At 66.9% G+C, this 15,314-nt stretch carries 12 protein-coding genes and 2 tRNA genes; 11 read left to right on the plus strand and 3 right to left on the minus strand.

Annotated features, from left to right (window positions below; all coding sequences use genetic code 11):
* The first annotated feature begins 25 nt into the window (after positions 1–25).
* The 11 genes from metG to J7I85_RS06475 all read left to right on the plus strand — a co-directional run bounded on the left by metG (position 26) and on the right by J7I85_RS06475 (position 12,083).
* Positions 26–1,585 carry a methionine--tRNA ligase gene (gene metG, locus J7I85_RS06425; RefSeq protein WP_214848201.1) on the plus strand — a complete coding sequence of 520 codons (1,560 nt, stop codon included), beginning with the start codon at positions 26–28 and terminating at the stop codon, positions 1,583–1,585.
* 200 nt (positions 1,586–1,785) lie between these two features.
* A complete protein-coding gene (locus tag J7I85_RS06430) occupies positions 1,786–2,838 on the plus strand; it encodes a 3-isopropylmalate dehydrogenase (protein WP_214848204.1) in 1,053 nt (350 codons plus the stop codon).
* A gap of 100 nt (positions 2,839–2,938) precedes the next feature.
* Positions 2,939–4,051 (plus strand): branched-chain amino acid aminotransferase, encoded by a 1,113-nt coding sequence (locus J7I85_RS06435; RefSeq protein WP_214848207.1) that lies wholly within the window; start codon positions 2,939–2,941, stop codon positions 4,049–4,051.
* Between the two features lie 142 nt (positions 4,052–4,193).
* Complete coding sequence (locus J7I85_RS06440; protein WP_308159407.1) at positions 4,194–4,991, plus strand: MBL fold metallo-hydrolase; 798 nt, start codon at positions 4,194–4,196, stop codon at positions 4,989–4,991.
* 18 nt (positions 4,992–5,009) lie between these two features.
* Positions 5,010–5,786 (plus strand): fumarylacetoacetate hydrolase family protein, encoded by a 777-nt coding sequence (locus tag J7I85_RS06445; protein WP_214848213.1) that lies wholly within the window; start codon positions 5,010–5,012, stop codon positions 5,784–5,786.
* 59 nt (positions 5,787–5,845) lie between these two features.
* Positions 5,846–7,357 carry a glutamate--tRNA ligase gene (gltX, locus tag J7I85_RS06450; RefSeq protein ID WP_214848216.1) on the plus strand — a complete coding sequence of 504 codons (1,512 nt, stop codon included), beginning with the start codon at positions 5,846–5,848 and terminating at the stop codon, positions 7,355–7,357.
* Complete coding sequence (locus J7I85_RS06455) at positions 7,357–8,109, plus strand: HAD family hydrolase (RefSeq protein WP_214848219.1); 753 nt, start codon at positions 7,357–7,359, stop codon at positions 8,107–8,109. The genes gltX and J7I85_RS06455 overlap by 1 nt, the downstream gene beginning before the upstream one ends.
* A gap of 161 nt (positions 8,110–8,270) precedes the next feature.
* A tRNA-Gln gene (locus J7I85_RS06460) sits at positions 8,271–8,342 on the plus strand.
* Between the two features lie 131 nt (positions 8,343–8,473).
* Positions 8,474–8,546: transfer RNA gene (locus tag J7I85_RS06465), tRNA-Glu, on the plus strand.
* A 169-nt stretch (positions 8,547–8,715) separates the two neighbouring features.
* On the plus strand, positions 8,716–10,473 hold the full coding sequence (locus J7I85_RS06470) for a dynamin family protein (protein ID WP_214848222.1): 1,758 nt from the start codon (positions 8,716–8,718) through the stop codon (positions 10,471–10,473).
* Complete coding sequence (locus J7I85_RS06475; RefSeq protein WP_214848224.1) at positions 10,470–12,083, plus strand: GTPase; 1,614 nt, start codon at positions 10,470–10,472, stop codon at positions 12,081–12,083. Before J7I85_RS06470 ends, J7I85_RS06475 begins: the two co-directional genes overlap by 4 nt.
* A gap of 36 nt (positions 12,084–12,119) precedes the next feature.
* Here the strand turns inward: J7I85_RS06475 and J7I85_RS06480 are convergent, their stop codons facing one another.
* The 3 genes from J7I85_RS06480 to J7I85_RS06490 form a co-directional block, all read right to left on the minus strand.
* A complete protein-coding gene (locus J7I85_RS06480; protein WP_214848227.1) occupies positions 12,120–12,674 on the minus strand; it encodes a DUF1697 domain-containing protein in 555 nt (184 codons plus the stop codon).
* Positions 12,675–12,703: 29 nt separating this feature from the next.
* The gene (locus J7I85_RS06485; protein WP_214848230.1) at positions 12,704–14,350 is read right to left on the minus strand and encodes an HNH endonuclease; all 1,647 of its coding nucleotides are present in this window, start codon (positions 14,348–14,350) and stop codon (positions 12,704–12,706) included.
* 188 nt (positions 14,351–14,538) lie between these two features.
* Positions 14,539–15,258, minus strand: coding sequence for an IclR family transcriptional regulator (locus J7I85_RS06490; protein ID WP_043420062.1), 720 nt, complete (start codon positions 15,256–15,258; stop codon positions 14,539–14,541).
* Positions 15,259–15,314 lie beyond the last annotated feature (56 nt).

The following is a 15,314-nucleotide window of genomic DNA, read 5'->3' on the forward strand; positions in this document are numbered from 1 at the left end:
CCGCACTAAAGGTAACGTTCCGCCCGTGACTTCCTCAGACAAGAGCCCCTTCTACATCACTACGGCCATCACCTACCCGAACGGCGTGCCGCACATCGGCCACGCCTACGAGTACATCGCCACTGATGCAATGGCCCGGTTCAAGCGGCTCGATGGCTACGACGTGAAGTTCCTGACCGGCACGGACGAGCACGGGCTGAAGATTGCGCAGACGGCGGAGAAGGAAGGCGTCTCGCCCAAGGAACTGGTGGACCGGAACGCGGAAATCTACAAAGCCGCGCACGCCGCCCTCGGCATCAGCTACGACCGGTTCATCCGCACCACGGACGCAGACCACTACACCGCCTCGCAGGCCATCTGGAAGAAGATGGAAGCCAACGGGGACATCTACCTGTCCAAGTATGAGGGCTGGTACTCCGTGCGGGACGAGGCCTACTACGGTGAAGACGACACCGTAGTGAAGGAGGACGGCGCCCGGTACACCAAGGAGACCGACACCCCGGTGACCTGGACCGCCGAGGAAAGCTACTTCTTCCGGCTGTCCGCCTACCAGGACAAGCTGCTGGCTCTGTACGAGGCACAGCCGGAGTTCGGCGCGCCGCAGTCCCGGTTCAACGAGGTCATCAGCTTCGTTAAGCGCGGCCTCGAGGACCTGTCCATCAGCCGCACCACCTTCGACTGGGGGGTGCCCGTCCCCGGCGATGAAAAGCACGTCATGTACGTGTGGGTGGACGCCCTGACCAACTACCTCACCGGCGCAGGCTACCCGGACGTGGAATCCGAGTCGTTCAAGCGGTACTGGCCGGCCGATGTCCACATCATCGGCAAGGACATCTCGCGCTTCCATGCCATCTACTGGCCGGCCTTCCTCATGAGCGCCGGTCTTGAGCTGCCCAAGCGGGTCATGATCCACGGGTTCCTGCACAACAACGGCGTCAAGATGTCCAAGTCCCTGGGCAACGTCGTTGCCCCGGCGGACTTCGTGGCCCAGTACGGCCTGGACCAGGTCCGGTTCTTCTTCCTCCGCGAGGTCCCGTTCGGCGCGGACGGCAGCTACAACCACGAGGCCATCGTTGGCCGGATGAACTCGGACCTGGCGAACAACTTCGGAAACCTGGCGCAGCGCTCACTGTCCATGGTGGCCAAGAACTGCGAGGGCCGGGTACCCGTGCCGGGCGCGTTCACGGACGCGGACGCTGCCATCCTCGGCCAGGCCAACGCGCTGCTGGAGCAGGCACGTGCGGCCTTCGAAAAGCAGGAGTTCAGCCGTGCCCTCGAGGCGATCTGGACGGTACTGGGGGACACCAACGCGTACTTCGCCGAGCAGGCACCCTGGGTGCTGCGGAAGACCGACGTCGAACGCATGCAGACGGTGCTGTACGTGACCCTCGAGGTGCTGCGCATCGTCTCGATCCTTGCCCAGCCGGTCATGCCCACCGCCTCCGCCTCGCTGCTCGGGTGCCTCGGCCAGCCGGAAGGAGCGGCCCGGGAGTTCTCGGCCATCTCGACCCCGATCGTCGCGGGCACCGACCTGCCCGCCCCCGCGCCGGTGTTCCCGAAGTACGAGGAACCCGCGGACGCCTAGGACGCTTCCTCACGTCCTGCAGGTTTTCTCCAAACGCTTCCTCACTTTCTTTCGGAAAGTGAGGAAGCGTTTGTGTTTGGGCGGCGAAAGTTGAGGGAGCGTCTGGAATTGGGCCGCGAGAGCTGAGGGAGCGTCGCGTCCGGCGACCGAATAGTGAGACGGCTTGACCAGAATGTGGATGGTTTGGCTACCCTGAAAATATGAGCGCATCTACCATCAATCTCGCTGTCATCCCGGGCGACGGCATTGGCCCGGAGGTCATCGCCGAAGCCCTGAAGGTTCTCGAAAAGGTCGTGGCCGCCGAGGGCGTCACCCTTGACCAGACCCACTACAAGCTCGGTGCCCAGCACTGGCTTGAGACCGGTGAGACCCTTCCGGAGGCTGTCCTCGAGGACCTGAAGTCGCGCGACGCCATCCTCTTCGGTGCCATCGGTGCAGCGCCGGGGGACACCCGCATCCCGTCCGGGCTGATCGAACGCGAACTGCTCCTCAAGCTGCGCTTCAGCCTTGACCACTATGTCAACCTGCGCCCCTCACGGCTCTACGGGACCGTGGGCAGCCCGCTGGCTGAACCGGGCAACATCGATTTCATTGTTGTCCGTGAAGGGACCGAGGGCCCCTACGTGGGCAACGGCGGCACCCTGCGCGGCGGCACGCCCCACGAGGTGGCCACCGAGGTTTCCCTGAACACTGCCTACGGCGTCGAGCGCGTGGTCCGGGACGCGTTCCGGCGTGCCAACGAGCGCCCGCGCAAGAAGCTGACGCTGGTCCACAAGCACAACGTGCTGGTCTTTGCCGGCCACCTCTGGAAGCGCACTGTCGAGGCCGTGGCCAAGGAATTCCCCGAGGTCACCCACGACTACCTGCACATCGATGCGGCGACCATCTTCATGGTCACTGATCCCGCCCGCTTCGACGTCATCGTCACCGACAACCTCTTCGGCGACATCATCACCGACCTTGCTGCGGCCGTTACCGGCGGAATCGGCCTGGCCGCCTCGGGCAACATCAACATGGACCGCACGGCGCCGTCCATGTTCGAACCGGTCCACGGTTCCGCACCCGACATTGCCGGCCAGCAGAAGGCGGACCCCACCGCGGCAATCCTGTCCGCAGCCCTCCTCCTGGACCACCTGGGCTACCCCGATGCGGCTCGGAGGATCGAGTCCGCGGTGGTGGCCGACGTCGAAAGCCGCAACGGCGAAGTGCGCAGCACCAGCGCCATCGGCGACGCCATCGCGGCGGCCGTTTAGCCTCCGCCAGCAGGCGTAAGCTTGACCTGAATTACCAATCGCTGCCGTGGTCCGATGCTGAACCACATTCAGATGCCAGGCAGCCGACCGTGGAGGAACCATGACTCAGACTGCCCATGGCGTCGAATTCACCCAGCAGCTCTCGGCAACCCCGAAGTCTGCTGAGGAGCGTGCAGCCATCCTGGCGAACCCAGGCTTTGGCGACCACTTCACCGACCACACTGCGATTGTTGACTACACGGTCGACGCCAGCGGCCAGGGCGGATGGCATGATGCGCGGATCGAGGCCTACGGGCCGATCATGCTGGACCCGTCGGCCGCTGTGCTGCACTACGGGCAGGAAATCTTCGAGGGACTGAAGGCGTACCGCCACGCGGACGGCTCCATCTGGAGCTTCCGGCCTGAGGCCAACGCCGCCCGGATGAACAAGTCCGCCCGCCGTCTGGCGCTTCCGGAGATTCCGGCCGAATACTTCCTCGGCGCCATCCGCGAACTCGTGGCGGCGGACAAGGAATGGGTTCCTGCCGGCGACGGCGAGGCCCTGTACCTGCGCCCGTTCATGATCGCCACCGAGGCATTCCTGGGTGTGCGGGCAGCGCGTGAGGTGTCATTCCGCGTCATTGCCTCGCCGGCCGGAAACTACTTCGGCGGCGAGCTGAAGCCGATTTCGATCTGGATTTCCCGCGAATACGCCAGGGCAGGCCGTGGCGGCACGGGCGCTGCGAAGTGCGGCGGCAACTACGCCGCCTCGCTCATCGCGCAGCAGGAGGCCGAGGCGAACGGCTGCAAGCAGGTGCTGTTCCTGGACCAGTTCAACGACAATGCCGTTGAGGAACTGGGCGGAATGAACGTCTTCTTCGTCATGAAGGACGGCTCCCTGGTGACGCCCGCGCTGAGCGGCACCATCCTCGAGGGCGTGACCCGCTCGTCGATCATGCAGGTCGCCAAGGACATGGGCCGCGAGGTGACCGAGCGGAAGATCACCCTGGATGAATGGCGCGACGGCGTCGCCACCGGCGGCATCTCCGAGGTCTTCGCCTGTGGCACCGCCGCGGTCATCACGCCCATCGGCGTTCTCAAGGACGCCACGGAGTACATCGGCTCCGAGGACGCAAAGGCAGGCGAGACCACCATGGCTATCCGCAAGCAGCTGCTCGGCATCCAGACCGGCGCCGTCGCGGACACCCACGGCTGGCTGACCCGGCTCGCCTGAGCCGCTTTGGCTAAATAATTTCAAAGCGTACGACGGCGGGTGGCCGGCTGGGCTGTTTCGGCAGCTCACCGGCCGCCCGCCGTCGTTCTGCTGTCCGTCTGCTCCCGTTGGTCGCTTGTTCCGGGGTGACAGAATGAAACACGTGAACCAGGACATCACCAGCGCCTTTGCCGGCAGCAGCCCACTGACGCGTTTCCGCCTCGCGCCCAATCCGGGGCCGATGAGCCTGGAGGGGACCAACTCCTACATCGTCGGGGAGTCTGGCCATGCGGCCATGGTGGTGGTTGATCCGGGTCCGCTTGATGAGGCTCACCTTCAGGCGCTGGCGGCGGCCGGACCCGTGGAGCTCATCCTGATCACGCACCGGCACGCGGACCACACCGCCGGTTCGGCCCGTCTCGCGGAAATCACCGGCGCGCCCGTCCGGGCCGCCGCTTCCGAGCATTGCCACGGGGGAGCCGTGCTGCAGTCCGGGGAAACGATCGCTGCCGGCGGGACAGAGATCCGGGTGGTTTCCACGCCGGGGCACACCTCCGACTCCGTCTGCTTCCATCTGCCCCTTGACGGACCCGCCGGCTCCGTACTGACCGGCGATACCATCCTGGGCCGGGGGACCACCGTGCTGGACCATCCGGACGGCACGCTGGCCGACTACCTCACTTCCCTCGACCGGCTGGAGCGGCTGGGGCCGGCCACCGTTCTGCCTGCCCACGGCCCCGTCCTGCCCGCGCTCGACGCGGTGGTCCGCGCCTACCGTGACCACCGGCTGGACAGGCTCGCCCAGATCCGGACGGCCCTCGCCGGCCTGGGGCCGGACGCAGCCGTAGGTGACGTGACCAGCGTTGTTTATGCCGACGTCGACCCTTCCGTCCGGCGCGCGGCGGAAAATTCGGTGGCGGCACAGCTGGAATACCTGCGCCTCCTGAGGCAGAGGGGCTGAGACTGTAGGCTTGGAGCCATGCGTATTGCCCGGTTTGTAGTCGATTCTGATCCCCTTTACGGCGTTGTTGAAGGCCAGCCCGGCAGTGAGGAAATCACTGTCATCAACGGCGATCCGTTCTTCAACGGTGTGGAACGCACCGCCGTACGGCACAAGCTGGAGGATGTCCGCCTGCTGGCGCCCATCATTCCGCGCAGCAAGGTGATTGGCGTCGGGCGGAACTTTGTAGAGCACGCCCACGAGCTCGGCAATGAGGTGCCCCAGCAGCCGCTGCTGTTCCTGAAGCCCAACACGTCCGTGGTGGGTCCGAACGATCCTGTTGTTCTGCCGGAGTTCTCCGAGGAGGTCTCCTTCGAGGCGGAGCTGTGCGTCGTCATCGGCCGCATCTGCAAGGACGTGCCTGAGGAGCGCGCCGACGATGTGATCTTCGGATACACCTGCGGCAACGACCTCACCGCCCGCGACGTCCAAAAGACAGACCTGCAGTGGGCGCGGGCCAAGGGCTTCGATACTTCCGCGCCGCTTGGACCATGGATCGAAACCGAACTTGATCCCGAGGACCTGTCCATCAAGGGCCGGCTCAACGGCGAACTTCGCCAGGACGGCAGCACCACCCAGATGATCCGCGGCGTCCGCGAGCTGGTCTCCATCGTCTCCAGCGCGTTCACTCTGCTGCCCGGGGATGTCATCATGACCGGCACCCCCGCAGGCGTGGGCCTCGTCCAGGCCGGCGACCGGTACGAAGTGGAGATCGAGGGCATCGGCCGTCTGTCGAACCCCATCGTCCGCCGCTAGCCGCGGACGGGGCAGCCGGGCAGGGGCAGGGGCGCCCGGTTGGTAAAGTTGGTATCACTATGACTACCCCCTCCGCCGCTCCTGCTGCCATTCCTGCCGTCACCGCCGAAACGCCCGTCCGCGTCCGCTTCTGCCCCTCACCCACGGGTACCCCGCACGTCGGGCTGATCCGCACGGCGCTGTTCAACTGGGCCTACGCCCGCCACACCGGCGGCAAGATGATCTTCCGCATCGAGGACACGGACTCGGCACGCGACAGCGAGGAAAGCTACCTCCAGCTGCTGGATGCCCTGAAGTGGCTCGGCATCGACTGGGACGAGGGCGTCGAGGTGGGCGGGCCCCACACGCCGTACCGCCAGTCGCAGCGGAGCGAGCTGTACCAGGACGTCGTCGCCAAGCTCCGGGCAGGCGGCCACATCTACGAGTCCTACTCGACGCCGGATGAGATCGAAGCGCGCCACCGCGCCGCCGGGCGGGACCCGAAGCTGGGCTACGACGGCTTTGACCGCGACCTCAGCGACGAACAGGTCGCGGCGTTCAAGGCCGAGGGCCGGGAAGCCGTGCTGCGCCTGCGGATGCCGGACGAGGACATCACGTTCACCGACCTGGTCCGTGGCGAGATCACGTTCAAGGCCGGCTCTGTCCCGGACTTCGCCGTGGTGCGTGCCAACGGTGCACCGCTTTACACGCTGGTCAACCCTGTGGACGACGCGCTCATGGGGATCACGCACGTTCTCCGCGGCGAGGACCTGCTCAGCTCCACGCCGCGGCAGATCGCACTGTACCGGGCGCTGTATGCGGTGGGCGTTGCAGAATACATGCCGGAGTTCGGTCACCTGCCCTACGTTATGGGCCAGGGCAACAAGAAGCTCTCCAAGCGCGACCCGGAATCAAGCCTCTTCCTGCACCGGGAGCGCGGCTTCATCCCCGAGGGGCTGCTGAACTACCTTTCCCTGCTCGGCTGGTCCCTGAGCGCCGACGAGGATATCTTCACGGTGGAACAGCTGGTGAAGAACTTCGACATCCACGATGTCCTGGCCAACCCGGCCCGGTTCGACCTCAAGAAGGCCGAAGCGATCAACGGAACACACGTCCGGCTGCTGGACCCTGCGGTCTTCCGCGAGCGGCTGGTCCCGTACCTCCGGCACGCCGGCCTGGTGGGGGAGATCCTTACCGACCGCCAGGAGGAGATCCTGACGGAGTCCGCGCCGCTGGTCCAGGAGCGGATCACCCTCCTCGGCGAAGCCCCGGAGATGCTGGCGTTCCTGTTCAAGGCCGATGACGCGATCGACGTCGCCGCCGACGCCCGCAAGGGCCTGCCGGAGAACGTCACCGAGGTTCTTGATGCGGCGCTGGCTGCCCTCGAGCCCATCGGCGACTGGACCGCTGAAAACATCCAGTCCGCGCTGAAGCAGGCGCTGGTGGAAGATTTGGGGATCAAGCCCCGGCTCGCGTTCGGTCCCGTGCGCACCGCGATCTCCGGCCGCCGGATCTCGCCGCCGCTGTTCGAGTCCATGGTCATCCTGGGCAAGGAATCGTCCCTGGCGCGCCTGCGCGCTTTCCGCGGCTGATGTCACACCCAGCAGTGGAAACCGCCGTCCTGTCCCGCAGCCTCGGCGCGGTCAGCGGTGTCCTGTTCGACATTGACGACACCCTTGTGGACCTTGCCTACGCCATGACCACGGCGCTGCGGGACGCCAGCGAACACCTCCTGCCCGGCCTGGACCAGGCCGGGTGGGAGAAAGTGGGGCGGATCTTCACACACGAGACGACCCACTACTACGACCGTTACCTTGCCGGTGAGCTGACCTTCAACGAGCAGAGACTGCTCCGGGGCCGCGCTGCCCTGGGCCACTTCGGCGTCGAAATGGGCGAGGGGGAGGAGTCGCACAACTGGCTCAGCACCTACTCGCGGCTGCAGCCCAGCTACGTCAAGGCCTATGAAGATGTCCTGCCGTTCCTCGACGCCTTGGACCAGGCCGGTATTCCTTATGGTGCCGTGAGTAACAACGTGCACGACTACCAGCGGGTGAAGCTGGACAGCGCCGGCCTGGAACGCATCCGGTTCCTCGTGGGCACCGATACGGTCGGTGTCCCCAAGCCGGACCCCGCCATCTACCTCGAGGGCGTCCGGCTGATCGGCAGCACTCCCGCCACCACGCTCTACATCGGGGACAACCGGCTCCTGGACGCCGAGGGCTCGACGGCGGCAGGACTGCTGGGCATCTGGCTGAACCGCAGCGGGGAGCAGGCTCCGGGTTTCCAGGGGCAGGAGATTGCCTCGCTGCTGGAACTGCTGGCTCTGCCAGCCGGGTCCAGCTAGCGGCCGGGCCCGTTGCCTGCGCCCGTCACGGCGTTCTGAAAGTGTGGCGCAGGTAACGGCCTGCCGATTTGTGCGGGGCAAAACTCTCGGGTAGAGTAATTACTCGTGCTGAGGGGCACGGAGCGAAAGATAAAGACTTTCGACCGGCCCGAAAGTGCCCATGGGATATGGTGTAATTGGCAACACTACGGTTTCTGGTACCGTCATTCTAGGTTCGAGTCCTGGTATCCCAGCTCTGAATCTCTACGGATTTTCCGCAGAAGTTCAGGCCGTTGCGAATCGAAAATCATCGATTTGGAACAAACCAAAATGTGTGAAACACTAATTTGGCTCGATTGGCGGATACGCTGATCGTGAAGTACACGGCCCCATCGTATAGCGGCCTAGTACGCTGCCCTCTCACGGCGGTAACGCGGGTTCGAATCCCGCTGGGGTCACAAGTAACCGGCTCCGGGCAACAGCCCGGGGCCGGTTTTGCTTTTCCGGAAAATCCCGTATGCGCCCTGAGTGTTTAGCGGCCGCCAATGCGCGGGTCCGAAACCAGGCCTGAACTGGCATGATGAGGCTGTGACCTCCGACCGGATCCCGCCAACCCAAGGCCAGGACATGGAAACGCAGCCCGCCGGCGTGCGCCTCCTTGAGGACGTCCGCCGCGGTCTGGCAGCTGTCTCGTTGCCGCTGGCCCTGCCGACGGCCGAACAGGCGCGGCTGGAGATCCGGAACTCCGTGGCCCAGCTCGATGACTACGTCCTGCCCCGCTACCGCAGCCTTGACGCTCCGCTGTTGGCCGTCGTCGGCGGTTCGACAGGCGCCGGCAAGTCGACACTCGTGAACGCGCTCGTAGGCCATCCGGTCACACGTGCCGGCGCCATCCGGCCCACCACCCGCCAGCCCATCCTGCTGCACCATCCCTCGGAAGCTGACTGGTTCGAGGACCAGCGGGTACTGCCCGGACTCAGCCGGATCCGCGGAACCGTCGTCCCAGCCGCCGCTACGCCTGCTGCTACTGTTGCGCCCGCCGGTGTGGCCGGACCGTCAACGGACACCGCGCCCGTCACATCATTGGTCCTCGTGGGCGAGCCCGCCGTGCCTGCGGGCATTGCACTGCTTGATGCTCCGGACGTGGACTCCATCTCCGACGAGAACCGCAGGCTCGCCGGGCAGCTGCTGGCGGCCGCCGACCTGTGGATCTTCGTGACCACCGCAAACCGCTACGCTGACGCCGTTCCGTGGAAGCTGCTGCTGAACGCGGCGTCGAGGGACATCATGGTGGCGGTGGTCCTCGACCGCGTGCCGCCGGCGGCGGAAGCCGAAGTGAGCGAGGACCTGCGCAGCATGCTGGCCAGGGAAGGCCTTGGTGCCGCCCGCCTGTTTGTCATCCCGGAGGTCGCCCTCGGCAGCTCCGGCATGCTGCCGGCGGAAACCGTGGAACCCCTGAAAGCCTGGCTCCGCGGCCTTGCCGACGACACCGCTGCCCGCGCTGACATCGCAAGGCGGACGCTGCACGGCGCAATACGGGACCTTGGCCAACGCGTGGGCCGCATTGCCGACGCCGCCAAGGAGCAGGGCCGCGCGGTAACCCTGCTGGGCGACGACGTACGGGCCGCCTACCAGGACGCGGGCACCCGGATCATCGACGCCACCAAGGACGGGGCGCTCCTGCGCGGCGAGGTCCTGGCCCGCTGGCAGGATTTTGTGGGAACGGGTGAGTTCTTCCGCAGCCTGGAGCAGAACGTCGGGCGGCTCCGCGACCGGCTTGGGGCGTTTTTCCGCGGCGAGCCTGCGCCCGCAGTGGAAGTGGAAACCGCCATTGAGACGGGGCTCCATGCCGTCATAGTGGATGAAGCTGCCAAGGCGGCGGAGGACGCAGACCAGCGCTGGCGCTCGGATCCGGCGGGCCGGCAGCTCCTGGGCACTGACGACCTCTCGGGTACGAGCCCCGGCTTTGCGGACCTCGTGGCGGCGGAAATACGCGACTGGCAGGCCGGCCTCATGGAACTGATCAGGACCGAGGGACAGGACAAGCGGACCCAGGCGCGCTGGCTCTCCTTCGGCATCAACGGCCTGGGCGCCGCCCTGATGATCGTGGTTTTTTCCATGACTGCTGGCCTAACCGGCCTTGAGATCGGCGTCGCCGGAGGGACCGCCGTCGTGGGCCAGAAACTGCTCGAAGCCGTCTTCGGCGAGGACGCCGTACGCCGGCTCGCACGTACCGCACGTGACGATTTGAGCAGCAGGTGCCGAAGCCTGCTGGCGGTGGAGCAGGAGCGCTTCCTGGACCGGCTGGCCCCGGAAGCCGGGCAGGCCGCCGTCGGGCTTGCCGAACATGCGCGGGCGCTTACACGGCTGGCGGACGCCACGTGAACCGTCGGGGGAGGGCGAAGGAAGAGACGCGGCTGCAGGGCCGCCTCGAGGCTTTGGGCAAGGCCCGGGAACTGGCCGAAGGCGTGCTTCCCGATACTGCCCTCGAGGACGTCCTCGGGGTGCTGGAACGTGCCAGGTCGCGGCGGGCGCTCTCCGCCGACCATACGGTGGTGGGCTTCTTCGGGGCGACCGGAAGCGGAAAATCCACCCTGTTCAACGCCGTGAACGGCGCTGAAATCGCGACGGCGGCGGCGCGACGGCCCACCACATCCGAACCTTTGGCGAGTGTGTGGGGCGCCGACGGCAGTGAGCCGCTGCTGGACTGGCTGGATGTTCGTGCCCGCCACCATGCAGATGCTGTGGACGGGTTCGCGGACGAGGACACCGGGCTTATTCTGCTGGACTTGCCCGACTTCGACTCGACGCGCATCGCCAACCGGGAGATCGTGCAGCGGCTGGTGGGGATGGTGGACGTCCTGGTCTGGGTACTGGACCCGCAAAAGTACGCCGACGCCGCCGTCCACAACGGCTTCCTGGTGCCGCTGGCATCACACGGCGCCGTCACGCTGGTGGTGCTCAACCAGGTGGACAGGCTTCCGGCAGGGGATGTCGCGCCGGTGCTGGAGTCGCTGCGGGGACTCCTGGCGCGCGACGGGCTGGGCAAGGTCCAGGTCCTGGCGGCCTCCGCGCTGACCGGAGCTGGAGTAGAGGGCGTCAGAGCCGCCGTCCGCCGCGTGGTTTCGCAGCGGGAAGCGCTGTCACTGCGGCTTTCCGCGGACGTGACCAAGGCGGCGGCGCAGCTGGAGGAAGCGGCGGGCCGCGGGGATGCCGCCGGCGTGAGGGGCGGGACGGTGGCCCGGCTTGCCGATGAACTGGCGACGGCGGCCAACGTACCCCTCGTGGCCGATGCAGTGTCCGCGTCCTACCGAATCGAGTCCACCCGGCGCACGGGATGGCCGGTGACGCGGTGGCTTGTGCGTTTCAGGCCTGATCCACTCCGCCGGCTCAACCTGCGCCGCAACGCCAGCGCCGAGGTGAACCGGACGTCCCTGCCGCCCGTCGGGGCTCCGGAGCGCGCGCGGACCGATGCTGCGGTCCGCCAGTTTGCCGACGCCGCCAGTGACGGTGCCCCGGGCCCCTGGCGCGCCTCCATCCGCGCGGCGGCCCGGGCGGGAAGGGACCGGCTGCCTGATGCCCTTGACCAGGCCATCGCCGGGGCTGACCTCGGTGCGGGACGGAGGTCCTGGTGGTGGGGTGCATTCAACGTGATCCAGTGGCTCGCGCTGCTCGCGGCCGTGGCGGGGTTGGGCTGGCTAGGTGTCCTGGCCGGGCTCGGCTACCTTCAGCTGCCCGTTCCGGAGGTGCCCCGGGTGGAAGGCTGGCCGGTCCCCACCCTGCTGATTGCCGGCGGAGCTGCGCTGGGGATCCTGCTCGCCGTCACTGCCAAATTCATCTCCGCCGGCGTGGCCCGGCGCCGCGGCGCGAGGGCCAGGAAGCGGCTCAACGCCGCCGTGGAAGGGGTAGCTGGCCGGCTTGTTGTGGAACCGGTGGAGGCCGAGGTCCGGCGCCTTGAGGCGTTCAACGCGGCGCTCCGGGCTGCCGCCGGCTAGCACCTGATCCGATGCACCTGCCAAGCCCGCGGCCGGTCAGCCGGCTGCCGTCTCCAGTGCTGCGGCGGCGTCCCGGACCTTGATCATGGTGCGGAGGTTTCGGGTGGTGGTGGAGGCTTTGTACTTCGGCTTGGCGGAAAGTTTGCTGAATGGACTTTCGAGCGTGCCGCCGGCAGGCGCCAGCCAGGCCATGGCCTCGGGGCCCAGACGGTCCTGCTCCACGCCGCCGTCCAGGGCTTCCGCCGCGGAGAACAGCTCATCCAGTGCGGCCGTGTCCGAGGCCAGCGTGAGGTATGTGTGCGTGCTTTTGTCATCGGCCGGATAGCGGCAAGCCGCAACGAGTTCCGACACGCGGTCCGAGGTCAGCACCACCACCCAGGCGTCGTAGCCGAAGGCCTTCCGCAGGGTTGTCTCGAATTCCTTTTTGACGGCGGCAGGCTCGAGTTCGCTGGCCAGCACCACATTGCCGCTGGCCAGCAGCGTCTTCACACCGGTGAACGGTCCCGCCTTCAGGGCGTCCTTGAGGTCCGCCATCTTGATGGTGATGCCGCCCACGTTGATGCCGCGGAGGAAAACTGCGTAGCTGGCCATGCGCCCAGACTACTGCCCGGCCGCGCGCTTTAAGGCGAGGGGCCCGGCCGATCCGCTTCACTGGTTCCGGGCCATCCAGATCCGGGTAGGGGCGGCGCCGTGGAGCGGTAGGTGTGGCCGGTGGGCGTGGTGAGTTCGATGGTGTGCCGTGGACCCGGTCTGGGTCGGGCTTTCCAGCCGGGGAGTTCTTTGGTGTGGTTGCAGGCTTCGCACAGTCCGGCGCCGTTGGCGAGGCTGGTGGTTCCGCCGTCGTGCCAGGGGATGATGTGGTCGTGGTGGCGGATTGGGGCGTCGCAGTAGGGGGTGCGGCAGGTGTCGTCGCGGATGTGGATGAAGCGGCGCAGCGGTGCCGGGAAGAGCCGTCTTCGCGTGTCCATCGCGACGAGGTCCCCGGTCCCGGGGGCGGTGTAGAGGCGCCGGATCCAGGTCTTCAGCTCCTTCACGGCGGTTGAATCGACTTCGCCGGGCTGGCCGCGATCCGGCCGGCCCGGATGCTGGAACTGGGCGGAATGTTGTCCCTGCGTGATGAGATCGCGTGCCCAGTCTGCGGGGACGATGCCGTAGCCGGGTATCCGGGCGGGTTCGGTGTCGCCTTGGAGGAGGGTGCGGTCGGTCATGACGAGGTTGAGCTCGATGCCGGTGATGCCGCCGGGGGTGCCGGTGGTCCACTCGACCAGGGTGTCGGCCTTGATCTGGTCGCGGGAGCGCGGGTCCCCGGCGGCACGGAGGGAATCGGCCTGCCGGGTCAGCGCCGCGGACACGGCGACGCCCTGCTGGACGGGCAGCAGTGCCGTCAGATACGTCATGCAGTCCGGCGCCGGGCGCAGGCTCACCCTCCGTTCCGACGCGGCATGGCTGGCCCGCTGGGCGACGGAGCGGGGATCCCGCCGGATGGCGGCCGCCCGGACCGCTGCCACCACGGTGCGGGTCCCGGCGCCAACGAACGTTCCGGTGTCGGCGGCGAGCTCCGCATCGACGGCGTACCGGTCCTCGACGGTCAAACAGGCGGTTTCTTTCGCCAGGTACATGACGCGCTCTTCGTTGAGGTGTCCGGTGTCCAGCGCGGTCAAAGTGTGGGGCATCTCCATGAGCGCCTTGGCTGTTCCGAGCAGCCGGCCGCCCCGGGTTGGGGACTCGCCCCGGGCCAGCGCGATCTGCTCAGCCGCGCCCGTGCCCCTGTCTTTCCCGCGGTCCTTGCCCAGGTTCTCCGCGGCCAGTGGCTCCCGGTCGGTGGATTCCTGCCGGAGCCGGGCCTCGAAGGTCACGGAAAGCCGCGCCTGTTGCCAGGCGGCCCAGCTCTTGAAGTTCTCGTAGCCACGTATCTGGTCGATCAGCCCGGCAGCGTCGGCGCTAAGGTCGGCCGTCAGAAGCGCCATTGCCGTAGCGACCCGGTCCTTCGCCGAACCCCGCCACGCCGCACCAGCGCTGGAGGCAGCGCCCTCGGCGAACAGTACGTCGGCAAACATGGCCTCGGGAAAGGGGTCCACTGGAAACGTTGCCGGATACGCGGCGTCGGGGTCATCGTCGTAGGGCGCGGCGTCGGCAATCCCGTTGTCGGGGAACGCATCGAAGGGGAAACCGGCACCGTGAGAATCGGCGTCGCGAAACGCAGCAGCGTACGGGGCGGCGCCATGCGGCGCCACTGCTGTCGGTGCTGAATTTCCAATGCCTTCCATGGACACAGTCTGCCAAGGGGGACCGACATTTAAGGGCTGATCCGACACCAGATATGGGCGGGATCTTGAAGTTTTTTGGATCCGCATGGGAACGAAAACTAGGTAGCAGCTGGCGGCGTTCCCAGCCCTGGGAACCCCCTGATCTGCTACTGAGTTGGGCGCACTGCCAGTTTGGGAAACAGGTGTAGCTAGTCGTTGTTCTTGCGGAGGGCTTCCGTCAGCACGCGGGCTGCGTTGCAGACAACCTCCGCGTGCAGCCGGCCCGGCTGGCGGGTGAGGCGCTCGATGGGGCCGGAGATGGAAACGGCGGCGATCACCCTCCCGGAGGGTCCACGCACAGGTGCAGAGACTGAGGCGACGCCCGGCTCCCGTTCGCCGAGGCTCTGGCCCCAGCCCCGCCGTCGTACTCCCGCCAGGACGGTGGGCGTGAAGCGCGCCGACTGCAGGCCTTCCAGCAGCCGGTCGTGGTCCTCCCAGGCGAGCAGGACCTGTGCCGCAGAACCAGCCTTCATGGACAGCTGCGTACCCACGGGAATGGTGTCGCGAAGGCCGATCGGACGTTCTGCGGAGGCAACGCAGACCCGCCAGTCGCCCTGGCGGCGGAAAATCTGGGCGCTTTCGCCGGTGGCGTCGCGGAGCTGCATGAGAACCGGCCCCGCGGAGGCGATCAGCCTGTCCTCGCCGGCGGCGGAGGCAAGCTCGACGAGCCGGCTGCCGAGGACAAAGCGGCCCTGGATGTCGCGGCTCACCAGCCGGTGGTGGACCAGCGCCAGCGCGAGCCGGTGCACGGTAGGCCGCGCCAGTCCCGTGGCGGCGACGAGCTGCGCAAGAGTGGTGGGCCCGGCCTCAAGTGCGTCGAGCACCTGCGCTGCTTTATCAATGACACCGACTCCACTAGAATTGTCCATGTACTGATATTGCCGTCTCATTATCTGAGATGCAAATCATTTGACTGGCTTATTAC

This window comes from Arthrobacter sp. ISL-65, assembly GCF_018613795.1.
Classification (GTDB): Bacteria; Actinomycetota; Actinomycetes; order Actinomycetales; family Micrococcaceae; genus Arthrobacter.

Coding starts and splice junctions, on each gene's coding strand:
- J7I85_RS06430 (WP_214848204.1), top strand. CDS start 1,786: ATGAGCGCATCTACCATCAATCTCGCTGTCATCCCGGGCGACGGCATT.
- J7I85_RS06435 (WP_214848207.1), top strand. CDS start 2,939: ATGACTCAGACTGCCCATGGCGTCGAATTCACCCAGCAGCTCTCGGCA.
- J7I85_RS06445 (WP_214848213.1), top strand. CDS start 5,010: ATGCGTATTGCCCGGTTTGTAGTCGATTCTGATCCCCTTTACGGCGTT.
- gltX (WP_214848216.1), top strand. CDS start 5,846: ATGACTACCCCCTCCGCCGCTCCTGCTGCCATTCCTGCCGTCACCGCC.
- J7I85_RS06455 (WP_214848219.1), top strand. CDS start 7,357: ATGTCACACCCAGCAGTGGAAACCGCCGTCCTGTCCCGCAGCCTCGGC.
- J7I85_RS06470 (WP_214848222.1), top strand. CDS start 8,716: ATGGAAACGCAGCCCGCCGGCGTGCGCCTCCTTGAGGACGTCCGCCGC.
- J7I85_RS06480 (WP_214848227.1), bottom strand. CDS start 12,674: ATGGCCAGCTACGCAGTTTTCCTCCGCGGCATCAACGTGGGCGGCATC.
- J7I85_RS06485 (WP_214848230.1), bottom strand. CDS start 14,350: ATGGAAGGCATTGGAAATTCAGCACCGACAGCAGTGGCGCCGCATGGC.
- J7I85_RS06490 (WP_043420062.1), bottom strand. CDS start 15,258: ATGGACAATTCTAGTGGAGTCGGTGTCATTGATAAAGCAGCGCAGGTG.